The sequence below is a fragment of the uncultured Lawsonella sp. genome (assembly GCF_947252745.1).
Lineage (GTDB): Bacteria > Actinomycetota > Actinomycetes > Mycobacteriales > Mycobacteriaceae > Lawsonella.
The window spans coordinates 110,968-131,843 of record NZ_CAMXWW010000003.1; the positions used below are offsets into that span (position 1 = coordinate 110,968).

General features: G+C 56.8%; 21 protein-coding genes and 1 other RNA gene. 6 read left to right on the plus strand and 16 right to left on the minus strand.

Annotated features, from left to right (window positions below):
* Nucleotides 1-38 precede the first annotated feature (38 nt).
* The gene (locus Q0X28_RS04340; protein WP_237023731.1) at nt 39-209 is read left to right on the plus strand and encodes a hypothetical protein; all 171 of its coding nucleotides are present in this window, start codon (nt 39-41) and stop codon (nt 207-209) included.
* Here the strand turns inward: Q0X28_RS04340 and Q0X28_RS04345 are convergent.
* The 4 genes from Q0X28_RS04345 to Q0X28_RS04360 all read right to left on the minus strand — a co-directional run bounded on the left by Q0X28_RS04345 (nt 206) and on the right by Q0X28_RS04360 (nt 3,771).
* Nucleotides 206-763 carry a methylated-DNA--[protein]-cysteine S-methyltransferase gene (locus Q0X28_RS04345; RefSeq protein WP_053962480.1) on the minus strand — a complete coding sequence of 186 codons (558 nt, stop codon included), beginning with the start codon at nt 761-763 and terminating at the stop codon, nt 206-208. The genes Q0X28_RS04340 and Q0X28_RS04345 overlap by 4 nt on opposite strands.
* Nucleotides 764-830: 67 nt before the next feature.
* Nucleotides 831-1,640 (minus strand): heme ABC transporter ATP-binding protein, encoded by an 810-nt coding sequence (locus Q0X28_RS04350; protein WP_298576793.1) that lies wholly within the window; start codon nt 1,638-1,640, stop codon nt 831-833.
* A complete protein-coding gene (locus tag Q0X28_RS04355; RefSeq protein ID WP_298576795.1) occupies nt 1,640-2,704 on the minus strand; it encodes an iron ABC transporter permease in 1,065 nt (354 codons plus the stop codon). The genes Q0X28_RS04350 and Q0X28_RS04355 overlap by 1 nt, the downstream gene beginning before the upstream one ends.
* Nucleotides 2,701-3,771: a hemin ABC transporter substrate-binding protein gene (locus Q0X28_RS04360; RefSeq protein WP_298576797.1), complete on the minus strand. Its 1,071-nt coding sequence runs from the start codon at nt 3,769-3,771 to the stop codon at nt 2,701-2,703. The genes Q0X28_RS04355 and Q0X28_RS04360 overlap by 4 nt, the downstream gene beginning before the upstream one ends.
* A 271-nt stretch (nt 3,772-4,042) precedes the next feature.
* On the opposite strand from Q0X28_RS04360, the gene Q0X28_RS04365 reads away from it, so the two are divergent.
* Both Q0X28_RS04365 and Q0X28_RS04370 read left to right on the plus strand, forming a co-directional pair.
* Nucleotides 4,043-4,519 (plus strand): hypothetical protein, encoded by a 477-nt coding sequence (locus tag Q0X28_RS04365; protein ID WP_298576799.1) that lies wholly within the window; start codon nt 4,043-4,045, stop codon nt 4,517-4,519.
* A gap of 150 nt (nt 4,520-4,669) precedes the next feature.
* Nucleotides 4,670-5,155 carry a hypothetical protein gene (locus Q0X28_RS04370; RefSeq protein WP_296238833.1) on the plus strand — a complete coding sequence of 162 codons (486 nt, stop codon included), beginning with the start codon at nt 4,670-4,672 and terminating at the stop codon, nt 5,153-5,155.
* A 74-nt stretch (nt 5,156-5,229) separates the two neighbouring features.
* Here Q0X28_RS04370 and Q0X28_RS04375 read toward each other — a convergent pair whose 3' ends face one another.
* The 3 genes from Q0X28_RS04375 to Q0X28_RS04385 all read right to left on the minus strand — a co-directional run bounded on the left by Q0X28_RS04375 (nt 5,230) and on the right by Q0X28_RS04385 (nt 11,483).
* On the minus strand, nt 5,230-8,274 hold the full coding sequence (locus tag Q0X28_RS04375) for a bifunctional [glutamine synthetase] adenylyltransferase/[glutamine synthetase]-adenylyl-L-tyrosine phosphorylase (RefSeq protein ID WP_296238834.1): 3,045 nt from the start codon (nt 8,272-8,274) through the stop codon (nt 5,230-5,232).
* Nucleotides 8,271-9,611: a type I glutamate--ammonia ligase gene (gene glnA / locus Q0X28_RS04380; RefSeq protein WP_296238836.1), complete on the minus strand. Its 1,341-nt coding sequence runs from the start codon at nt 9,609-9,611 to the stop codon at nt 8,271-8,273. The genes Q0X28_RS04375 and glnA overlap by 4 nt, the downstream gene beginning before the upstream one ends.
* 201 nt (nt 9,612-9,812) lie before the next feature.
* The gene (locus tag Q0X28_RS04385) at nt 9,813-11,483 is read right to left on the minus strand and encodes an alpha/beta hydrolase (protein WP_296238839.1); all 1,671 of its coding nucleotides are present in this window, start codon (nt 11,481-11,483) and stop codon (nt 9,813-9,815) included.
* 158 nt (nt 11,484-11,641) lie between these two features.
* Here Q0X28_RS04385 and Q0X28_RS04390 point away from each other — a divergent pair, with 158 nt between their 5' ends.
* The gene (locus Q0X28_RS04390; RefSeq protein ID WP_296238841.1) at nt 11,642-12,085 is read left to right on the plus strand and encodes a hypothetical protein; all 444 of its coding nucleotides are present in this window, start codon (nt 11,642-11,644) and stop codon (nt 12,083-12,085) included.
* A 115-nt stretch (nt 12,086-12,200) separates the two neighbouring features.
* Here the strand turns inward: Q0X28_RS04390 and Q0X28_RS04395 are convergent, their stop codons facing one another.
* The gene (locus tag Q0X28_RS04395) at nt 12,201-12,425 is read right to left on the minus strand and encodes a hypothetical protein (protein ID WP_296238843.1); all 225 of its coding nucleotides are present in this window, start codon (nt 12,423-12,425) and stop codon (nt 12,201-12,203) included.
* Between the two features lie 139 nt (nt 12,426-12,564).
* Nucleotides 12,565-13,668, minus strand: coding sequence for an alanine dehydrogenase (gene ald / locus Q0X28_RS04400; protein ID WP_296238845.1), 1,104 nt, complete (start codon nt 13,666-13,668; stop codon nt 12,565-12,567).
* Between the two features lie 145 nt (nt 13,669-13,813).
* Between ald and Q0X28_RS04405 the strand changes: the two genes are divergently transcribed.
* Nucleotides 13,814-14,284 (plus strand): Lrp/AsnC family transcriptional regulator, encoded by a 471-nt coding sequence (locus Q0X28_RS04405; protein ID WP_296238848.1) that lies wholly within the window; start codon nt 13,814-13,816, stop codon nt 14,282-14,284.
* Between the two features lie 140 nt (nt 14,285-14,424).
* Here the strand turns inward: Q0X28_RS04405 and rnpB are convergent.
* The 5 genes from rnpB to Q0X28_RS04430 form a co-directional block, all read right to left on the minus strand.
* Nucleotides 14,425-14,824, minus strand: an RNA gene (gene rnpB, locus Q0X28_RS04410) — RNase P RNA component class A.
* Nucleotides 14,825-14,872: 48 nt separating this feature from the next.
* Nucleotides 14,873-15,544 carry a histidine phosphatase family protein gene (locus Q0X28_RS04415; RefSeq protein WP_296239149.1) on the minus strand — a complete coding sequence of 224 codons (672 nt, stop codon included), beginning with the start codon at nt 15,542-15,544 and terminating at the stop codon, nt 14,873-14,875.
* 78 nt (nt 15,545-15,622) lie between these two features.
* Entirely contained in the window at nt 15,623-16,354 is a 732-nt protein-coding gene (locus Q0X28_RS04420; RefSeq protein WP_296239147.1) for a zinc ribbon domain-containing protein, read from the minus strand.
* Between the two features lie 100 nt (nt 16,355-16,454).
* Nucleotides 16,455-17,645, minus strand: coding sequence for a Nif3-like dinuclear metal center hexameric protein (locus Q0X28_RS04425; RefSeq protein ID WP_296239144.1), 1,191 nt, complete (start codon nt 17,643-17,645; stop codon nt 16,455-16,457).
* A complete protein-coding gene (locus Q0X28_RS04430; protein WP_296239142.1) occupies nt 17,642-18,781 on the minus strand; it encodes an aminotransferase class I/II-fold pyridoxal phosphate-dependent enzyme in 1,140 nt (379 codons plus the stop codon). The genes Q0X28_RS04425 and Q0X28_RS04430 overlap by 4 nt, the downstream gene beginning before the upstream one ends.
* A gap of 132 nt (nt 18,782-18,913) precedes the next feature.
* On the opposite strand from Q0X28_RS04430, the gene Q0X28_RS04435 reads away from it, so the two are divergent.
* Complete coding sequence (locus Q0X28_RS04435) at nt 18,914-19,609, plus strand: HAD hydrolase-like protein (RefSeq protein WP_296239140.1); 696 nt, start codon at nt 18,914-18,916, stop codon at nt 19,607-19,609.
* Here the strand turns inward: Q0X28_RS04435 and Q0X28_RS04440 are convergent.
* Nucleotides 19,551-20,492, minus strand: a complete 942-nt coding sequence (locus Q0X28_RS04440; RefSeq protein ID WP_296239138.1) for a cobalamin biosynthesis protein — start codon at nt 20,490-20,492, stop codon at nt 19,551-19,553. The genes Q0X28_RS04435 and Q0X28_RS04440 overlap by 59 nt on opposite strands.
* 35 nt (nt 20,493-20,527) lie before the next feature.
* Complete coding sequence (locus Q0X28_RS04445) at nt 20,528-20,848, minus strand: hypothetical protein (protein WP_296239136.1); 321 nt, start codon at nt 20,846-20,848, stop codon at nt 20,528-20,530.
* Between the last annotated feature and the right edge of the window lie 28 nt (nt 20,849-20,876).

A 20,876-nucleotide genomic window follows, 5' to 3' on the forward strand; every position in this document is an offset into this window, starting at 1 on the left:
CGTTGCGGTAGCGGGACACGTTCCACTCCGCTATGAAGATGAAGCCTACGCCAAGTATCTGGCTGCAGTTGGTGTATCCACTACCCTGCATCGTAATAGCAGATTCATGTCACTCCACCGTCAATAGTTTCTGGGTGTGGAAGGATGCTCAGCGGGCGATGGATGAAGCCGTTGGCGCACTCCGTCTGAGCTTGTGGATCATGGACTAGAACGCTTGATCTTCCTGCGCTAACATCTGCTTCTCCAGTGTCAGTAAGGCGACCTTGGTAGGCAGTCCTCCGCGGTAGCCGCCAAGGTCGCCGTTTGCGCGGATAACCCGGTGGCACGGTACAAGAATCGGCAGCGGGTTCGCCCCACAGGAAGCCCCCACCGCGCGCATAGCGTGAGGGTTTCCGATGGCCTTCGCAACCTCTTTGTAAGAGCATGTTGAGCCATACGGAATATGCCGAAGCTGCCGCTGCACCTGCAGGTCGAAGCCGTCGGAAAAGCGCCAGTCGAGGGGAACGTCGAAGCGCAGCCGCTCCCCAGCGAAATACTCCACGAGCTGAGTCTGTGCCGTATCCAGTAGCGAACTTGTTTCCCTAACGGGCACTCCCAGCCGGGAGGCCACCTCAGTGGCCACTAGGTGAGGGTTTTCGGTTGGTAGCCCGACCCGTACAATGCCGACGGCAGTAGCTGCCAAGAGAATGTCTCCGATCGGGGTGGACACAGTGCGGAAGGAGAGAAACTCAGCGGGGGCCGAGGTGGCGTCGTCAGCAAACATAAGTCTCCTTCAGAACCGGTGTCCTACCACAGTGTGTGCTCCGCGGTGGTAGTGCACCGGAAACGGACTATGCCCGTTGGTAGTCGGAACGATCGGGCACGACGTGGAAGGAGCCCACGCCGTCTTCCACAATGCGCACGGGGGTGTTGTATACCCGGCTGAGAAGATCCACCGTAAGTACCTCACGAGGTTCGCCTTGCGCCACCACAGCGCCGTCTGCCAGTACAACAATGGTATCTGCATAGGCAGCAGCCAGGCCGAGGTCATGGAGAACAACCACGGCACCGACACCATGTGCAGCCCGCTCACGGACTACCTGCATGAGCCGCTCTTGGTGCTGAATATCAAGTGCTGCGGTGGGCTCATCCAACATGAGGATGGGGGTTCGTTGTGCTAACACACGGGCCATCGAGACACGTGCGCGTTCGCCACCAGACAGTTCATTGAAGAGCTTGGGGAGGAACGGTTCCACATCCATGGCGGCGATTGCCCCTGCGATTGCCTCTGCGTCCTCTGCTGCCTGCGGAGTGCGCGTCCAGGGGGCTCGACCCATCTCGATAACTTCGCTCACCAAGAATTCGAAACCGACATGGTTACTCTGGGTAAGCACCGCTCGGCGGTGGGACAATTCGCGGACGGAAAGAGAGGTAAGGTCGTCACCACACACAGAGACGCTTCCTGCAGAAATAGGGAGATCCCCGGCAAGGACACTAAGAAGCGTGGACTTACCGGCACCGTTAGGGCCGACAAGGGCGATAACCTCACCGGCATGCACTATTACGGAGACATCGTTGAGAATGCTGCGCTTGGAACGGACACAGCCAACATGGTTGGCTTCTATGACGGTAGAACCATTGACGCTAGGCGTAGTGCTCATTACTGCCACCCCGTTCCCACAGACTTATAGCGACGGAGCAGGAGCAGGAAGACCGGGCCGCCGACCAAAGATGTCAGCATGCCAATAGGTAGTTCCGCCGTGCTAATGATAGTGCGCGCACAGGTATCGGCGATCAGTAGGACAAACGCGCCGCCCACGGCAGAGGTAGGGAGCAGCCATTTATGCTGCGGGCCGATGAGAAGACGGATAGCGTGTGGGACAACGAGGCCAACGAACGCGATTGCGCCGGCAAACGCCACCCCAACGCCCACCAGTGCGGCCACCACGATGATGATGTAGAAGCGGAAGCGTTCTACGTTAACGCCAAGATGCTGCGCCTGGTTTTCTCCTAGCGCCAGCAGGTCCATCTTGCGGGAGAAGAGACAGGCAATAACAATCCCCATGAGCGTGACAATAAGTGTTATCACTGCGGAACTCCACCCGGCTCCTGCCAGCGACCCAAACTGCCAGAAAACAACCTGTGATTGTGCAGCAGTGCCACCGATGAAGCTAAAGAGGGTAATGAAACCGCCTGCGATAGCGTTGACAGCAACACCGACGAGGATGAGGTTAACGACTATCGTCTTCCCTTGCACACGGGACAGCGAATAGACCAGCAGGGTTGTCAGAAGGGCACCGATAAAGGCTGCTACGGCGGTCCCCCACTTGAGGAGTACGTAGCTTTGGTCTGTACCAACCAGAGAAGTGATCGCGAGGAGCCCCGAGGCGAAGACTGCACCTCCCGATGACACACCGATAATGCCCGGTTCCGCCAGTGGGTTGGCGAAGATTCCTTGCAGGAGCGCACCCGCACAGCCCAAGCCGGCACCCACGACGAGTGCCAGAACGAGCCGCGGGAAACGCACTTCCCAGAGCGTGCTAGAGACGATACGGGAGGTGCTGCCATCACCTTCCACACCCCATGACATGAGGATGGTGTTGATGACGTCTTGTGGGGTGGTATGAACCTGGCCCACGAGACAGGAGACAAGGGCCGCTGCGATCAACAGCAGAATGAGGATGACCAGAACGATGACGGAGCGGCGTGTTCTAGTAGGCGTCACTGGGCGGCAGGCTTTCCGTATAGGGCGTCAGCGAGCGCATCGATAACCAGGCCGACTCCCGGACCGAAAGAAAAGAGGGCGGAGTCGAGAATATCGACGACGGAACGGTTCTTGCCGGCCGGTGTTTGGGCCATACCGGGGGCAGAAACCACACCATCCACGCCACCGGCGGACTTCATGCCGTCAGACATAACGATGACGGTGTCCGGGGCAGCCTTCACCATAGCTTCTGGGGTCATTGGGGTAAATGTGGCAGTCAGACCAATTTCTTTGCTGACATCCACACCGCCCAGGGCTTCCACGAGTCCAGGGGCTCCCGAGCCAGGGCCACCGATGAAGGCGACGTTGGTGCCGCGGATGACGAGTACTGCGATGCGGCGGCCGTCAGCCATCGCGTGGGCGCGTTTGGTTGCGTCATCGATTTCTTTCTTAGTGTGGTCGATGACCTTATCGATATCCTTTCGGTCTACGCCGAGGGCTTCACCAATTTCGACAATGGTGGTTCCCACGCCTTTGAGTGAGCGTTCCGGGGAAATGTAGACCACTGGGATACCGAGGGCACGAAGCTGTCGGAGGACGGCAGACGGGCCTACTGTCACGTCAACAATGACGACAGTGGGGCGTGCAGCAATAATCTTTTCGGCATTGAGGACGTGGGCTTTGGTGGTGACGAGCGGGATATCCTTCGCCATGGGGAAGTCTGCCGTCTTGTCACGTCCAATGATGTTCTTCCCAAGACCCAATGCATAGATGGTGCGAGTGATGGTGCCGGGGCGGTCTATGCCAATGATGCGAGATGTGTCAGTGACAGTGATCTCTTCACCGTCCCAGGACTTCACCTTGGCAGGAAGATGCTGTGTGGGGGTATTGACGACCACTTCGGGGTTGTTATTCTTTAGCACGGCGTGGCGCGAGCCCTTGGCGTTGGGGAATTCGTCTTTCCCACCGTTGGCTCCATTAGGGCCGGCACAGCCGGTAAAGACAAGGGCGGCACTAGTAATGAGAGCGATCAGGACGCGGCGGTGAGAGCGGGGGGCGCGCGCGTGGGTGGATGATGCGTCCATCATGGGGTCAGTAAAGCCGGCCACTTCAGTCCTCCAGAAGTCATTTATTTTTTCGAGAGCTTTATCAGCTGCTTATCCGCGGGATTATGCCACCCCGGTGAGTAGCGTTAGCACCACAAATTCTTTTTCTAGAATAGTCCATTGCAAAGTTTTAGGGTAACCTGACTAGGGTCGCCTGAGTTATCTTTTTGTTATAAAGAGCTCGACGCCACTTGAGGGCCTCGAGGAGACCTTCAAGAATACCTTTTGAGGACATTGTAGAAAGGGCACCATCGTGTCGATCTTTACCTCTCGTACGTCCCGTCGCGCCTCTGCTATCGCTGGTCTGACCGCTGCGGTTCTCATGCCTCTTGCTGGCGCTGGCGTTGCCCATGCCTCCCCCACCCTTTCCGCTTCCCCTACCAAGGGGCTCCATGCAGGTTCCGTTGTCAATGTCACCCTCCGCGGTCTTGACCCGTTGTCCGGCTATTACGTGGGGCTATGCCAGAATAAGTTCTCTGGCCCAGTGCCGCTGTGCACGGGCGAGCGTAAGTCCATTGGCAACCAACTGTGGGTCACCAACTCTCCCGGCGGTACGAATACCATCCCTAGCAACGGTGTTGTTAAAGGCAAGATCACCATCACTCTGACTGGTTCTACGGTTCCGGGCAAGAAGGTGGACTGCCGTAAGGGATGCTCCGTAACCCTCTTCCACGATCATGTGAATGGCCTGGATATCCTCTCCCGTGTGCCCGTCTCGGTGAAGTACTAAGCGCTAAACATTACAAATTCATTACATGTGCGCATGAATGCGACTATGTGTATATGAGACTAAAGTCCCGGCCGGAGAGACCGGGACTTTACCCATCTGTGGGATACTAATCGCGGAAAAACGGCAATTTTTAGGTGAAAGGGAAAGAAAGTGACGATCTTTTCCAGCCGCATCGCGATGCGTAAAGCGCGGCGAGGTTCTGCTCTGGTAGCCCTTGCTGTCGCTGGTTTGTTCCCCCTCGGCACTGGTGCTGCGCAGGCTGCACCTACGCTCAGCGCCACCCCCACCAAAGGTCTTCACGCCGGCAGTGTCGTGAAGACCTCCTTGCGTGGGCTTGATCCCCTCTCCGGCTACAACGTTGGACTCTGCCAAACAAACTACAAAGGCCCCATCCCTCTCTGCACCGGTGAGCGCCGTCAGGTCGGGAATCAGCTGTGGGTGACCAACTCCCCCGGCGGCACCAACCCCATTCCCCGGAATGGTGCGGTCGATGCCAAAATTACGGTAACCCTCACCGGCTCAACTGTTCCCGGCAAAAAGGTCGATTGCCGCAAGGGCTGCTCGATCACCATGTTCCACGACCACGTCAATGGTCTGGACATCATTGCTCGAGTCCCGGTGAGTATCCGCTACTAGGGAAACCTCATATAGCTCTGTGCACACTGGAACTACGGTGACAGGACGCACAGCACGAGCTCTTGTGGAGCGCGTCATTCTCCCCAGAAGACGCGCTCCACAACTTTTCTGGCCCGTCGCGTGGACTTCAGATAATTCTCCACATAGTCCGCACCCGAATTCACCGGCCACCCACAAATTGCCGCCACACTGGACAGGATGTCACCCTGAATAGGTAGCACATCAAGTGGACGGCCTTTAGCCAACGCGAGCGCGTTCCGCGTAGACGTTGCGCGGGACCAGGCAATCCACAGTGTGTCTTCGTCATCCAAACTCAATAGTCCTGCTTGTGTGGCTGCCTCCAGCGCCGCTCGCGTAGAAGTCACCTGCAACTCTGGATAGGCATAGGCATGCTGTAGCTGCAGCAGCTGGACAGTCCACTCAATATCGGAGAGGCTCCCTCGCCCTAGCTTGGTGTGGAGGCTCGGATCTACGCCCCGCGGCATGCGTTCCGTCTCCACCCGAACCTTCATACGACGAATCTGTTGGGTTACCTGTACGGGGAGCTTTTTTGGATAACGGAGAGGGTTCACCGCTTCGATAAACTTCTGCCCTAGCTCCATGTCTCCGGCAAGTGGCTCCGCCCGCAGTAATGCCTGTAGTTCCCATGGCTCCGCCCACTCCTCGTAGTAGGTCCGGTAACTCTCCAGGGTGCGTACCAGCGCACCCTTCTTCCCCTCGGGCCGCAAATCTGCATCAATTTCCAAGGGCGGATCAGTAGACGGTTTCTTGAGCAGCTGTTGAAGCTTGTCAATAACCTCGGTCGACCACTGCAGCGCCTCCTGGTTAGATTCGGCCGCTTCGGTGGGTTGGCACACAAACATCACATCGGCGTCGGAAGAATAGCCGATCTCTCTGCTGCCTAGACGCCCCATACCGATCACCGCTATGCGTGCCGGGGCATCTTGTTCCGCCAGCCCGGCGCTCTCCAAATGCTCACGAGTCGTGACGGACAATCCCGCGTTGAGGACAGCCACCCAGATAGTGGAGAGCGCAGCGCACACTTCCTCCACATCCAGCATTCCGAGAACATCCGCACAGGCTATACGCGCTAACTCTGCCCGTCGTAATGAACGTGCCGCATCGATTGCATCCGCCGGGTTGTGGTGGCGGCGAGCACTCGCTTCGAGGGCCGAGGCAATGTCGGCTGAGCTTGCCTCCACCAGCCGACTGCCGGACAACATTTGAATGACCTCGGGAGCATTCATCAACAGGTCGGGAATATAACGGCTAGTACCACAGATGGTGGCCAGACGTTCCAGCACCACTTCATCATCCCGAAGAAGCCGGAGGTACCACGACTTGTCAACCAGCTTTTCAGACAAACGCCGATAGTCCAGCAAACCTGCATCAGGGTTAGCAGTGCGGCTGAGCCTCTCCAAAACCATGGGGAGAAGCAACTCTTGGATGCGGGCACGTCGGCTACTATTCCCGGTCAGTGCACGTAGATGGGTGAGCGCGTGGCGCGGGTTCTGATATCCCAGCGCCGCCAGCTGCCGCTCCATTGCCTCATCGTCCAGGGAAACGGTGGAGGCATCTGCGGCGGCAATACTGAGAAGCAGTGGACGGTAGAAGAGGCTCTCGTGCAGAGTTCGGATGCGTGCTCTCGTTCGCCGGAGACGATTGACCAGCACTTCTTCTGTATCCATTGTTCCGGTCGGACGGCATCCCGCTGCCCGTGCGAGCCAGCGAAGCGCTATTTCGTCGTCCTCAGCTGGCAGGAAGTGTGTGCGTCGAAGATGCTGCAACTGCAGGCAATGTTCGAGGAGGCGAAGAAAGTCGTATGCGGAGTTCAATTCTCCCCCATTGTGCCGGGAGATATAGCCGCCTTCCGCAAGTGCATCCAGGGCTTCCCCGGTGGCTCGTACCCGCAAAGTTGTATCAGTGCGCCCATGCACCATCTGTAGCAGCTGTACTGCAAATTCCACGTCCCGCAAGCCACCTCGGCCTAATTTGAGCTCACGGGTAACTTGAGCGGCAGGAAGATTGTTCTCCACGCGTTGCCGCATCTCCTGCACATCGGCAACAAACTGGTCCCGTTCACATGCTGTCCAGACCAGTGGATAGATGGCGTCGAAGTACTCCTGCCCCAATTCCATATCCCCGGTCATCGGCCGCGCTTTGAGCAGGGCTTGAAACTCCCATGTCTTTGCCCAACGTTTGTAGTATGCAAGGTGCGAACCTACAGAGCGGACCAAGTCACCTTTTTTACCTTCAGGGCGGAGTGCCGCGTCCACTTCAAAGAAGCAATGGGTACCGATGCTCATGAATTCCGCAGCCAGTCGGGCAGTTTTCGCATCAGCAGGTTCAGCCGCAAAAACGACGTCGACGTCTGATATGTAATTGAGTTCGCGGGCACCACATTTGCCCATTGCAATAATGGCGAGGCGCCCTGGTGCCTCGCCAGCATTAGGATAAACTGTCGCTACAGCAACTGCCAAGGCAGCGGTTAATGCTGCTTCTGCTAACTCCGTGAGGCGCTCTGAAGTGTCTCGACGAGGTGCTTGACGCTCAGCGCTGTCGACTGTATGAGCGACATCGGCGGCGGCCACCAAACACATCATGTCGCGGTATGCACTTCTCATGGCGCGCAAGGCATCCGGGCCAGTGATTCCGGCGCGGTACGTGCCTGTGGTGGTGAGATCAGCTGACGCAGTAGCATCCACCGGGGTGGCCTGAATGCTCTGTAACAGGTGTTGTACGCTAGCCGAAAATGTGGGAACAGCAGCATCTAGATGGCGGGCTACTGTAGGGTGCGTCACAAGGTGGTCCCCCAGAGCTGTAGACGCTCCCAGAAGCGCAAGAAGCCTGCTCCGTAGCACGGTATTTGCGAGGAGATCCTGCGTAAAGCTTGTCCAGCTCTGCTCACCTTCAGTGTCGTACAATGCATCCCGTAACCGAACCAAGGTGGCGAGACAGAGGTTGGGCTCTGGACTGCGGGAGAGCGCACGCAGAAGGTCTACACATTCTTCCCGCATCCATCCCAGCTCCGTAAGTTCTTGTTCCGCGGTAGACCGCGATAGCCCCAACCTGGCGGGGCTGGGGATCACACGGCGCCCGGTATTACGTGGGGTGGTCACAGGGAAAGGTAGTGACGCAGTTCGTAGGGGGTGACGTGGTTGGAGTACCGCGCCCACTCTTCCCGCTTGCTCCGAATAAGGAACTCAAAAACATGTTCGCCCAGCGCATCTGCCATAAGCTCGGAACTCTCAAAGCACGCGATGGCGTCCTCCAAACTTTCTGGAAGGTCGCGGTAGCCCATCGCTTTGCGCTCTTTAGGACGCATGAGATTGACGTCTTCCTCTGCTTCCGGAGGAAGCTCGTAGCCTTCTTCGACTCCCTTCAAACCGGCGGCAAAAATAGCTGCAAACGCCAAGTAGGGGTTGCATCCGGGGTCAGGGGTACGTACCTCAACCCGTCGTGAACTGGACTTATTTGGCATATAGCGAGGTACTCGCAGCATCGTGCAGCGATTACCGGAAGACCAGGTGGCTGCGATGGGAGCTTCGAATCCCCCACCCAACCGCTTGTAAGAGTTCACCCATTGGTTGGTGACGAGGGAGATCTCGTTGGCGTGCTCCAGGACACCAGCCATAAAGGACCGTGCAACCGTGGAGAGACCCATGGGGTCATTGGGATCATCAAAAGCGTTAGTGTCACCTTCGAAAAGGCTGACGTGTGTGTGCATACCGGAGCCAGCAAAATCGGTGAAAGGTTTGGGCATAAAGGTGGCCCGAACTCCATCATTAATAGCGACTTCCTTCACCAGATAGCGGAAGGTCATGACATTGTCCGCCATTCCCAGTGCATCGGCAAACCGCAGGTCAATTTCCTGCTGGCCAGGAGCAGTTTCGTGATGGCTGAACTCGACCGAGATACCCATCGATTCGAGAGCTTCGATTGCATGCCGCCGGTAGTGCGGGGCGATGTCGTGGAAGGCTTGGTCGAAGTAACCGCCAGCGTCGATCGGTTCGGGGCGCTGACCTTCTGTGTCAAGTGATTTCAGGACGAAGAATTCAATCTCCGGGTGGACATAGCAGGAGAAACCCATTCCCGACGCCCGATTCATCACCTGGCGCAGGACGTGGCGAGGGTCAGCCCACGAGGGGGCGAGATCCGGCATGAGGATATCACAGAAAATACGTGCAGAGTGCTGCCGCTTATCCTCATGCAGCCACGGCATCATCTGGAAGCTGGAAGGATCCGGCATGAGGATGGTGTCCGCTTCGGTAATGCGGGAAAAGCCTTCGATCGACGATCCATCGAAACCAATACCTTCTTCGAACGCCCCCTCTAGTTCAGCTGGCGAAATAGCGACTGACTTGAGGTACCCCAAAAGATCAGTGAACCAGAGTCGGACGAAGTGAATATCGCGTTCATCAAGGGCGCGAAGGACAAATTCCTGCTGTCGATTCATACTTCCGAGGGTATTAGATCAGCATTACCGGCATGTTAACTCTGGTCACTGTTTCCTAACGTTTCCCATCGGTACCAGACACTCTCCCAGAACGCGGCAACCCACTTTCCACTCCCCTCTGCCTATTCCAAATAACACAGCACCGCCTCTCCAAGATCGGAGAGGCGGTGCCTCGTTGCCAGTGCGGATGCGTCCGTCAGCCTACGGCTGAGAACGGCACGTCACATGGCTCTTATGGATCCTCTTGTTGACGATGAAGTCTCCCACATACCGGTCCACACACGCCTGACCACGCAGGGCTGCACAATGGCCTTCGCCCACGTAAGTCACCAGCGGGGCTTTCATATCCCGTGCCAGCTGCACACCGGCTTCATAGGGGGTAGCTGGATCTCCAGTGGTAGAGACCACAAGGATATTGCCGTTGCTATGCACAGACGGCTTATGCGGCCGAATGGTATGCCGTGCCGGCCAGATTGAGCAGAGATCCGCTGGAACGTTTTCAATTGCGCCACCCGGATCAGCAAACTTCATCGCTTTCATGTAGCGCCGCATCATGTTGAGCTGCTTGGCATGGTCGGAGTTGGACTCATTGTCCATGCAGAGCACAGCCTGGAACACGTCCTGCGTATTGGCATAGGTACCGTCGATCCAGCGTCCGTAGTAGCCATCTGCTAACGCCAGCAATACGTCACCACCGGCACCTGTCTTCAGCTGCTGCAGACCGAGCTTCAACAGGGGCCACGTTGCTTGCGTGTAGAGGGAAGCAATAACAGCTTGTACAGAGTCAGACCAGCTGAGCGAACGGCTCATGACGATGGTCGGAGCAGGCTTCTTTTGCAATGGCCAGACGAGCTTGTGGAACTCGCTTGTGGCCTTGGACGGATCATTACCTAGCGGGCAATCCCGTTCTTTTGCACACCATTTCGCCCATGCTTCAAAAGACTTCTGGAATCCAGCACCCTGGTTGACGACAGATTCAACACTATCCTCAGTGGGGTCGACGACACCGTCCAATACCAGCGCACGCAGCTTCGTGGGAAATGCCTCTGCGTACTGCGAGCCGAGGAAGGTGCCGTAGGAGTAGCCAATATAGGTGAGCTTCTTGTCTCCGATGGCAGCGCGGATAACATCCATATCGCGCACGACATCACGGGTACCAATATGGGCAAGGAAGGTCGCTCCCACGTCCTTAATACAACCGTTCATGTAATGGCGGTTCTGCTGGTTCTGGTACACCACGGCTTTACGGGTATAGGCGGCATCGCCAAAAGTCCGCTTGTTGTCGAAGGCTTTGTCAGAGATGCACTTGAGATTAGGTTCTGAAGCTCCCACACCACGCGGGTCGAAACCGACGAGGTCAAAATGCTCGAGAATCTTCGCTGCAGCTGCCGGCGAGGCCAAGCTCGCGGACATATTGAGTCCAGATCCACCCGGTCCACCCGGATTAATGAGCATGCCGCCCCAGCGTTTTCCAGTGGCCTTCACACGGGAGACAGCAATCTTGGCGACAGCCGTCTTGCCCGGTTCAACCTTCCAGGGGTTACCCAGGGCTTTATCCTGTGCGATGACATCTGGGTAGACCACCGGAACCTCAACTGTTCCGCACTCCATCTCACCCATATTGAGAAACGCCTGGTAACGATCGAGTGTCGATGAACGCATCGCTGCGTCTAGACAAGGACCCCACTGTACGCGCTGTGCGTAGAACTTCTGCAGAGCAGGATGGTTTTCTCCAGCTGCGGGAGTTGCCATCGTGTAAGGGTCTTGGGCTGCCGCGGTGGCAGTGGTGGTTACTCCCAATGAGGCGGCTAACCCCATCGCCATCACCAAGGCACCGAGTTTGCGCGGCATGCTAACTGTGTCCCGTCGCATTTACTCTCCTGTCATTTGCGGGCATAGGGACGCAACGCGTCCATGCTGTCTATCGTTTCACAGGAGATGCCGCGTTGGGGAGAGCTCGGTTCGGAAAAAGGAGCATTCTTTCTGTCTACCTCCAGGAACTTTTCAGACTCATCGCTAAGCTAAAAAGTATGAAGAGCGTTAACTGTTTGTCCTCCGGAATTGTCGCAGGTATTGCCGGCATTTCTGTGACACTTATGTTGTCAGGCTGTGAATCGTCCTCACTGCCTGCACCGGAAGTGAGTGAGACCACCACCACTAGCGCTATTCCAGAGCAGCGGGAAAAGGCGGTGACTCCCGGAGTCGAGGCAAACGCCCCCTTGCTCTGTCAGGCCATTGAACCATCCCTCTCCCCCTGGCGAACCAATAGCGTGCGGGCAGCCCGCGGATCTTTCAACGCTGCGGTCCTCGAGTGGTCACTCCACAATGACATTACTGTGCGTTCAATCATGAAGAATCCCCACGATATCGATATTGCACTAGCGAAATCGTGTCCCGATATTTGGAAAGAGACGAAGTTGGCATTAGCTACTCGTACTCTTGCTGAAACGCTGGTAACCCTCCCCACTTATTAGCGAGAGAGAAGGAAGGCGAGCACCCAATGTTGGGTGCTCGCCTTCCTTTGTGTGCAGTGAGGTGTAACGCTGGGGAAGTACTCTGTGGGTGGATATCCGGGAGAGTTCCCTGCAGCTAGGACGAGGGTTTCTCCTCTTCGTTGGCTCCGATAGAGTTTTCCCAATCGAGATCTGCGGCATCGGCTTCCGCATTACGGGCAGCAGCTTGGCCGCGCCATTCTGCGGCAGCTTCTGCGGTTGGGTAGGGACCCAACCGGTCGCCCCATTCACGATGCTTTCCTTGGGAGACTTCTCCGGTCGAGGTGTTGACGTACCAGTTGCCGTTGTCAGAAGTTGTCATAGCTCTATTGTTCCGAATTTTCCACTATTTGGTCGCGATATCGGCCCATAAATACGGCGACGCCCGCACCCATGGGTGCGGGCGTCGTCTCTATCACACAACACGCCTCCCGTCGGAGGCCGCCCTTTGGGCTAGATACTTAGTCCAGAGTGGCCAGCGGGAGTCCAAGTGCCTCAGCCACCGGGGCAGAGTACATCTTGCCCTGGTGGGTGGAGAGGCCAGCCTTCAGGGCAGAATTCTTCTGTACTGCCATCTCCCAGCCCTGCTCAGCAATCTGCAGGACGTAGGGCAGAGTGGCATTGGAAAGTGCCCAAGTAGAGGTATTGGGGACAGCACCAGGCATATTCGCGACGCAGTAGAAGGTGGTGTCGTGAACAGTGAAGGTGGGATCCTCGTGGGTAGTGGCGTGGGAGTCCTCAAAGCAGCCACCCTGGTCGATGGCAATGTCAACGAGCACGGCGCCCTTCTTCATCTGTGCCACCATGTCGTTGGTCACCAGCTTCGGAGCGGAAGCACCCGGGATGAGGACGGAGCCAACAACCAGGTCGGCAGTCTTGAGAGCCTTGGTGATCTCAGCCTTGTTGGACACGACGGTGTGGACACGGCCCTGGTAAATGTCGTCGAGAGCCTTCAGAGCAGCAATGTTGATGTCGAAGACGGTGACGTCAGCACGCATACCAACGGCCATAGCGACGGCATTGGAGCCAGCGGTACCGGCACCGAGTACGACCACGTTGGCGGGACGGACACCGCTCACGCCGCCGAGCAGCTTGCCGCCGCCGCCGTACTGCTTCATCAAATGCTGGGCGCCCACCTGGACAGAGAGGCGGCCAGCAACTTCGGACATCGGGGCAAGCAGCGGGAGCTTGCGATCCGGAGTCTGGACAACTTCGTAAGCGATGGAGGTGGTGCCTGCCTTGAGCAGGGCATCGCAGCAATCGGTGCAGGCGGCGAGGTGCAGGTAGGTGAACAGCACCTGGTCATCGCGCATGCGGTGGAATTCCTCGGCGATGGGCTCCTTTACCTTGATAATGAGATCGCCCTTCTCCCATACTTCGTCGGCGGTCTCGAGCATGGTGGCGCCAGCCTCGATGTACTCTTCATCGGGGAAGTTGGATCCGACACCGGCGGACTCTTCCACGAAAACTTCGTGGCCGCGGTTCACGAGCTCGGCGACGCCGGAGGGGGTGACGGATACGCGGAATTCGTTGTTCTTAACTTCCTTGGGAATGCCAATGCGCATTGCTACTCCTGAAACGTGTTGTGGGGTTCATTGTTTTTGTTCTCTCGCGAACCCCAATAAAATTTCTGGGTCACGCTTATTCTGAAGAAAATTCGGTAAGCTCGCGCCTATTCCGAAAAAACTTTTTTAACTCAGGGTGAAAACTATGGATTCTTCGCTGATTGAACCTCCGCAACTTGATGAGGTTGACCAGAAAATTCTTCAGATTCTTAAGAAAGACGGAGACATTGCCAACAAGGATTTGGCTGCCCAAGTAGGGATTGCTCCCTCCACAGCTTCTGCCCGGGTGAAGGCGCTCACTGATAATGGAGTAATCCGCGGTGTGCACGCTGACATTGACCCACAACTTATCGGCCGCGGCCTCCAGGCGATGATTGCTGTCCGGCTTCACGCAGGTTCTCGCATGGGAATGGACACTTTTGGGAAAACGATGGCAAGTTTACGGGGTGTTCAGGATGTTTATTTTGTGAGCGGTATTGACGATTATCTGATCTATGTATGTATGCGCGATACCAATGAATTGTCTGATTTCGTCGCGCATCAGCTGAACAATAATCCGGTTGTAGCGAGCACCCAGACTATGCTGATTTTCGAGCATCACCGGTCCGCTTCTTAAGAAACCTGTGTTTTCTGAAAATTGCCCACGAAAGTGATCTAGCTCTCAAAAAGTTGCCATTCAGCAAAAGATCTCGTCACCATTATGGAAACTTTCCATTCCTGGCCCCATCAAGTTCTTTCGCACAACAACAAAAACGGTAAATGAGCCAACCGTAAGCCGGATTCTGTTCCCACAAGCATTGCCCGTAGGCGGCCGCCATCCATCTGGGTACATCGTTGCCGAGTACCTCAAGCGATCCACCCGCACACTTCAGCGAGCAGCCGTCAAACATGTGCGCAGCTCCACCAGGCGTGAAGCCTTCGATCTTGCTCCGAGTGGGGTTTACCAAGCTACTGCCGTCACCGACAATACTGGTGCGCTCTTACCGCACCTTTTCACCCTTACCACTAAGGTGGCGGTTTGTTTTCTGTGGCACTATCCCGCGGGTCACCCCGGGTTGCCGTTAGCAACCACCCTGCTCTATGGAGTCCGGACTTTCCTCGACGGGGACTTCTTAGATCATAAGGTTTCCCCAACCGCGACAGCCAAGCTGACTCATTTACCGGTGTTAAGTGTACTAGTTATCCCACGAATTCCGGCAGCGAACTAGGACACCACTCCCCCGCCGTAATTAACTAACCGGACTGTCGACCCGTCATCGCGATAAAACTCCGCTACCGAAATTGACGCAAGATCTAGAAAGAGCCGATAAAACACCGTGTCAACTTTCCCAAGTCCCTCCCACAGCAACGACTTGATTGGTGTCACATGGCTCACCATCAGCACATTAGTTCCACTGAACTGTGCCGTGACATCTTCCCGAAAGGACTGCAGTCGACGTCGCACCGCGGCGAGACTCTCACCTCCTGGGGGTACACATTCGGGATCCTGCATCCACGCTGCAGCGTCAGTTGGGTAGCGTTCCAGCACTTCCCCCATCGTGTACCCTTCCCACTCTCCAAAATCGCATTCTCGCAAACGATCGTCTGTGACGACAGGGAGATCCAGTGACTCGGCAAGATACTGTGCTGTCTGCTGGGTCCGGCGCAAAGGCGAAGCGAAAAGCACCGAGAAATCTCCCGGTGCAACGCTCTCCTGTACACGTTGCGCTGCCTGTTGTGCTTGTCGATGGCCTAACTCCGTCAATTCTGGGTCGGTTCCTCCCGATCCGGAGAAAAGATGGCGGACGGAGTCTGCAGTCTGCCCATGACGCACCATCACAAACCGCGTTGGCCGGCCCATATCGGGGCGAGTCCAGCCGCGTAATCCTTCTGCCACCGGAATTCTCCTTCGCTACTCTGTCAGACGGAGGTTGTTTCCATGGTACCGTCCGCACGGAGAACACCGTTCTAGAAGCTAGCGCATGAGGTCACTCCGCGCCAACAAGCCACCGCACTCTGGGCAACGCACTAATTCGTCCGGCGGGGCGCTATGAATAGCATGCAGTTGACCAGTAGAAAGATCCATGCGGCATACCCCACAATTGGGGCCGATTAAACGTCCCGCCCCCACTCCTCGTTCTTCCCGAATTTCTTCGTAGACATCAACAACGTAACTGGGAAGAGACTCTACTAACGCTTCCCGTTCAGCACGCATCTTGGGAAGTGCGCTCGCTATATCCGCGGTGTATTTGTCAAGCGCCGCCACCGCACTATCCAGTTCTCGTTGGGTGCGCTTCACAGCAGCATCACAATTTGCGACCTGTGCTTGGTAAGCAGATACTTGTTCCTCCAGATGGCGAATTCGCCTGCGAGAGTTGTTAAGTAGCCTTTCTACAGAGTGGAGATCGTGGTGAAGATCGCGCAATACTTCCGTCTCATGCGCAACGTGGACCGCTTCTTCGTCATGGGCTTGACGCCTCTCGAGAAAGGCTAGTTCTCCCCGCGCTCGTTGTAGTTCGCGTTCGAAGTCTTCCAGCGCTAATCGAGCTCGGGCAGCGGTAGAGCGCGCCTCAAAGTAGTGGCGTTGTTGGATCTTTACATGACGATCTGTGCTGGGCTCGCTGTTGCGATGCTCTGCCGCAACGATGGCGGCATCAACGTCGGCAAGGTCGAGCAGCAGCCTCTGCAGGACGGGGGAACACTTCATAGCGGACTTCTCCTCACTGGCGCAGAGCCGCTCACATGCGGAAGCTCATGGTGTCTACTGACCCGGAATCTCTATGGTGTTAACCGCTTTTCCTTAAAGTTTACTTTGAATGAAGGGTCCAGGGGTCGGTGATGAGAGGGAGAACCGTGACATCAAGGTCGAGCTCTCTCTCCAGTAAGTCCGCAACTTGTGATAGCCAGGGATACTCGCTTGCCGCGTGTGCGGTATCTATTACTGCTGATCCCCCAGCTTGCAGGAAGTCGTCAACAGGGTGATGACGGAGATCTGAGGTCACGTAGCAGTCCACTCCCGCTGCGCGTACGTCATCGAGAAAACTTCCTCCAGCACCTCCACATACGGCAACGGTTTCAATTGTTGCGGTGGGGTCCCCCGCCGCCCGAACTCCCCACACGGTGGGGGGAAGAGCTTCTAACACGATCTCAACAAAATCACGTAGTGGTAGAGGCTGGGCTAAAGTTCCGATTCGCCCGAGGCCAGGAGCGTCTGCCAGATTACTGCCAGGTGCCGGAGCGTAGCTTTCCAGGATGTCGTACGAAGGTTCCTCGTAGGGATGGGCTGTCGTCACTGCCTCCTGAATCTCGGCCCGCAGGCGACGCTCTGCTACGAACTCGATACGGGACTCGGAGACTGTTGCCAGCTTGCCTGGCGTTCCCAGATAGGGGTCAGCCCCTCTCATAGGAAGGAACTGTCCAGTCCCATCGACGCGGAAAGAACACTGGGTGTAATCCCCAAGGGCACCTCCCCCAGCAGAAAAAACGGCGTCTTGGAGGACGGCTACCTGACTGGCAGGCACATGCACCACCCAGCGGTCGAGTGCCTCGGGGTGGTAAGGAATAAGCGGCCGCTGCACGGTGAGCCCAAGCGCTTCCGCTAACGCATCATTGACTCCGGGATTGGCACTATCTGCATTAGTGTGTGCGCAGAAAAGTGCACACCCTGCGGAAATAGCATTGTGGATCATCTTGCCTTTGGGAGTTGAGACGGCGACGGAGTGCACTGCCTGAAAGAGAACTGGATGGTGTGTGATCACCATCTGCGCCCCCTGTGCTAACGACTCATTGAGAGTCTCAGGTGTGAGGTCAACTGCGCAGCACACCTTGTTGACGACCGCGTCAGGGTCGCCGCAGACGAGGCCCGGATGGTCCCATTTTTCGGCGTAGTGCGGCGGGTACGCCCGGTCCATGACGGCAATAATGTCTCCCACCGTGCGCGGTGCACGTTCAGATTCCACACTGGGGGTCGCCGCTACCGTCTCGGAGTGCTCGTTCATACCAACGTTTCCTCTCCTGCCTCTTCCGTCATGAGTACGCAGATAGCTTCGATGAGCTGCTGCACACTCGTGGCATCTCTGACCGCTAGCCGCCACCACCCAGCATCGAGCAGGGGAAACGTATCGGTGCGGCGGACGGCAATACCTCTTTCCTGCAAGCCTAGCCGGAGCGCTTCCACCGTGCCCGAGTACTGCGGCGGTTGTGCCAACAGAAAGGGACCACTGGCGGGGAGCCGTACCCGCCAGCCGGCCTTAGTTAAGGAACGGATCATCGCATCCCGCTCTGTGGCAATGCGAGTGCGGATAGCCGCGAGTTCCTCTTGTAGCGCCGGCTGTGGAAGCGCACTCAGCACGGCTAGAGACAGAGTTGAAACGGTCCAGGGGCTGCGGCGACGGGTCAGACGTTTGACTAGCGCGGGGTGTGCGACCGCGTACCCCACCCGGAGACCTGCGAGACCCCACGTTTTCGTGCAGGACCGCAACACGATGAGGTCGTCTCCGAGGAGGCTCTGGGTGGAGGCAGTGGGTGCAGATGCGGCAGACGTGACACCGTGACTATACACAGGTGAGGTGGGGAGAAAAGTTGCAGCAGCGGCATGAGCGGGCGCTACGACATCCATGAAAGCCTCATCGACCACGACAATACGACCAGGTGCACGGAGCTGTGCAAGCTCCCCGCGGGTATGTAGATACGATGTGGGGTTCACTGGATTACCGACGATGACCAGGTCGCACTGGTGAGGAAGGGTGGGAAGATGGTCCTCTGCCAGGTAGTAATGAACGATATCCCCGTGTCCCGCATTGTGGAAGGGAGCTTCGGCTCCTGCATAGGAGGGATGAAGTATGGCGACGTGCTGCCAGGGAAGCCGGCTAAGTAGGTCGAATGCCTCTGTTTCGCCCGCGAGAGGAAGTACCCATGAGGGAGAGACGCCATGCAAAGCGGCGAGGGCTTCTTGGGCATGTACGTAGTCAGCCTGTCGTGGGTAGCTCGCAAGCTGTGGTAGCGCAGCTTCTAATACGTTGAGCACCACGGGCGGTGGGCCCGGTTGGCAGACGTTCACAGCGAAATTGAGCATGCCGGGCCGAACCTGTTGGTCCCCGTGAATGTTCCACGGAGCGTCTGGGACACCAGTCATAACTTTGAGCCTACTGGACGCCACAGATAGCAGTACCGCCATCGAGGTGTAACAACGCTGTGAGAAGACAGTGTTCACTGATTTCAGCGGGGTGGGGTGCCAGCGGTCTCAACGGTGTGCGACACTACAGAGGTGACATCTCCTCGCCCGTCAGGCTCCCAATGTGCCCCCATAGTTCTCTTGGACTTGGACGGTACCCTCATTGATTCTTTAGCAACTGTGCAGCAAACGCTCTGTTTGGCTGCCGATGCGCTAGGGAAAGAGCGTCCCTCTGCGGAATTTCTGAGATCGGTGGCTGGCCCTCCCATGCAAGTGACGATGGCTCGACTCGGATGGTCACCTGCCGAGGTTGACGCCGGAAAGCGTTTCTACTTCGACCACTACGACACTCATATGTGGGACAAGTCGGAGCTTTTTCCCGGCATAGCTGATGCGCTGGCTGAACTGCGTGCACTGGGTTATGAGCTCTACCTGGCGACCTCTAAGCGGGAGGTTGTCGCATTTAAGACTGTCGCCCACGTTGGCATTGAAAAGCTCTTTAGCGGCATGGTAGGTGCGAACAATGACGGCACCACACGCCAAGCGAAGGCTGACGTCATTGCAGAGGCAATCCGTCAGGCCGGAGATGACCCGCTACGTCCCCGCCGACGTTATGTGATGGTGGGTGATCGTATTCACGACGTGGAAGGGGCCGCTGTCTTCGGTATCGACACTATTCTCTGCACGTGGGGTACTGGTTCTGCTGCAGAGTGGGGGCATGCCACTCATACTATCGACAGCGTCGCGGAGCTTCCCCAAGCAGTCCAGGAGTTACTGCCGCGAGAATAAGTGCTACACACAGTCCCGCCCACTGGAGGTTACCGGAGAGCCGCACTGCCGCAGCAAGATCCTCACAGGTCGGTGCTGGGCCATTCCCTAAACGCGGTCGGTTCTCTACACCATAATCATATATCGTCTCCCCACCTAATGTTATTCCTAAGGCACCCGCATAGGCCGCCTCTACTACTCCCGCATTAGGGCTGGGATGCGCGCGAGCATCACGACGACACAGATGCAGAATCTCTTGTGCTCGATGAGGAACAATAGCTGCAGTAAGAAGAGCTGTGAGACGCGCAGGCACAAAATTCGCCACATCGTCCATTCGTGCACTTGCCCACCCAAAATTGTGGTACTGCGCAGAGCGATAGCCGACCATGGCATCAAGAGTGTTGGTGGCGCGGTACCAGAGAAGCCCTGGAAGCCCTGCTAGTCCTCCCCAGAAGAGTGCCCCAATGGTCGCGTCGGATGTGTTTTCTGCCAGGGACTCGACGGTTGCGCGGACAATACCTTCCGTGTCGAGATACTGGGGGTCCCGCGAGCACAGAGATGGAACGAGCTCCCGAGCTCTCACCAGATCGCCGTCGCGCAGTCGTTGTTCCATCTCACGCCCAACTCGTTGAAGAGTGGTTCCACCCAATACTGCCCAGGTCCCAGCAGCGAGTAGACCTATGTGGAGAAGCGGGCGTGAACGGCCGGCTCGCTGGATCATGACAGCGGCAGCGGTGGGTACCCCACTCGAGATGAGATAGTAGAGCACGCCTCGTGGCCGAGATGAGGCGTAGATACAAGACTCCAACCGTTCTGCTCTGCGTCCGAAGAACGCCACCGGGTGATACTGGCTAGGGTCAGCAAATAGGCGGTCGAGAAGGAATCCGAGCGTGAGACCACTCACTCGATTTATTCGTTTCACTGAATAACTATTCACTTCTAATGAGCATAGCTAAAGTAGTAGCCCACGATGACGAGAAGGAAGACTATGGCAGCGATGATCATGCCCACTGCCAGAGGAGAAAAGGGGTGCCGACTACGGATAATGCCGACAGACCCGCCTGCCGTCAGATAGGTGGCAATCAGTCCGATAAGTGGGATTACTGGGGTCCATTCTGTGGGATTAATAATTGAGTGAGAAATCGTAGAAACTAGTGTCACACCGAGAATAAAAAGCAAGCCCGTAATGCCTGTTCCCACCAACACGCCCCCGAGCACCATACCCGCGCTGATAAGTACATTCCTGACTTGTGCGTTCATAAAAGTCCTCTCGCGGATGAAAAAAGCC

Excerpts from the sequence above, each read along its gene's own strand:
- Q0X28_RS04340 (WP_237023731.1), top strand. The coding sequence starts at position 39 with ATGAAGCCTACGCCAAGTATCTGGCTGCAGTTGGTGTATCCACTACCC.
- Q0X28_RS04345 (WP_053962480.1), bottom strand. The coding sequence starts at position 763 with ATGTTTGCTGACGACGCCACCTCGGCCCCCGCTGAGTTTCTCTCCTTC.
- Q0X28_RS04350 (WP_298576793.1), bottom strand. The coding sequence starts at position 1,640 with ATGAGCACTACGCCTAGCGTCAATGGTTCTACCGTCATAGAAGCCAAC.
- Q0X28_RS04360 (WP_298576797.1), bottom strand. The coding sequence starts at position 3,771 with ATGATGGACGCATCATCCACCCACGCGCGCGCCCCCCGCTCTCACCGC.
- glnA (WP_296238836.1), bottom strand. The coding sequence starts at position 9,611 with ATGAATCGACAGCAGGAATTTGTCCTTCGCGCCCTTGATGAACGCGAT.
- Q0X28_RS04385 (WP_296238839.1), bottom strand. The coding sequence starts at position 11,483 with ATGCGACGGGACACAGTTAGCATGCCGCGCAAACTCGGTGCCTTGGTG.
- Q0X28_RS04390 (WP_296238841.1), top strand. The coding sequence starts at position 11,642 with ATGAAGAGCGTTAACTGTTTGTCCTCCGGAATTGTCGCAGGTATTGCC.
- Q0X28_RS04395 (WP_296238843.1), bottom strand. The coding sequence starts at position 12,425 with ATGACAACTTCTGACAACGGCAACTGGTACGTCAACACCTCGACCGGA.
- ald (WP_296238845.1), bottom strand. The coding sequence starts at position 13,668 with ATGCGCATTGGCATTCCCAAGGAAGTTAAGAACAACGAATTCCGCGTA.
- Q0X28_RS04405 (WP_296238848.1), top strand. The coding sequence starts at position 13,814 with ATGGATTCTTCGCTGATTGAACCTCCGCAACTTGATGAGGTTGACCAG.
- Q0X28_RS04420 (WP_296239147.1), bottom strand. The coding sequence starts at position 16,354 with ATGAAGTGTTCCCCCGTCCTGCAGAGGCTGCTGCTCGACCTTGCCGAC.
- Q0X28_RS04425 (WP_296239144.1), bottom strand. The coding sequence starts at position 17,645 with ATGAACGAGCACTCCGAGACGGTAGCGGCGACCCCCAGTGTGGAATCT.
- Q0X28_RS04430 (WP_296239142.1), bottom strand. The coding sequence starts at position 18,781 with ATGACTGGTGTCCCAGACGCTCCGTGGAACATTCACGGGGACCAACAG.
- Q0X28_RS04445 (WP_296239136.1), bottom strand. The coding sequence starts at position 20,848 with ATGAACGCACAAGTCAGGAATGTACTTATCAGCGCGGGTATGGTGCTC.